The sequence below is a fragment of the Pedobacter sp. PLR genome, from assembly GCF_026239675.1.
In the GTDB taxonomy this organism is placed as follows: domain Bacteria; phylum Bacteroidota; class Bacteroidia; order Sphingobacteriales; family Sphingobacteriaceae; genus Pedobacter.
This window is the reverse complement of sequence record NZ_JAPIVQ010000035.1, coordinates 1-558: the sequence shown is the minus strand read 5'-3', so window position 1 is coordinate 558 and position 558 is coordinate 1. Positions and strand designations below refer to the sequence as shown.

The following is a 558-nucleotide window of genomic DNA, read 5'->3' as shown; positions in this document are numbered from 1 at the left end:
ATGGTGTAGAGATCCTCCAATGGTCGTGATTGCCATTCCTTTACTTCCGGAATAATCTTGTCTGTAATGGCCGATAAAGTCGTGTGACTGATATCTGTATCGTACATATCCTTGATGTGCTTGGAAATATCCCTAAGGCTCATTCCAAGACCATACATGCCAATGATCTTATGCTCCAGACTCTCTGCAAGAATAGTTTCACGTTTGCGAATCAACTCTGGTTCAAAGGTAGAACTTCGATCTCTTGGGGTTTCTATGGTAATGGTACCAGAGGAAGTGCGGACTTCTTTGCTGGTTTTACCGTTTTTACGGTTGCCAGAAAGACGTTCCTCGACGTCTAGATGGCTTTCAAGCTCTGCTTCTAATGCAGAGTCTAAAAAGCTTTTTAGTAAAGGAGCGAAAGCCCCATCTTTACCATACAGTGATTTGCCCGAACGCAATTGCTCTAGGGCTTTTTGCTTCATTTGCTCGTAATCGAGCTGCTCATCTTTTCTCATTTTATAAACTGTGTCTCTAAGTTAATAATTAACTAATTGACACAGTTTATTTTACACCCTC

At 41.4% G+C, this 558-nt stretch carries 1 protein-coding gene; it reads right to left on the bottom strand.

All coding sequences use genetic code 11. From position 1 onward, the window contains the following. Window positions 1-440, bottom strand: a 440-nt coding sequence (locus OQX61_RS24235) for a transposase (RefSeq protein WP_265844425.1), incomplete at its 3' end; no start/stop codon positions are given. Between the last annotated feature and the right edge of the window lie 118 nt (window positions 441-558).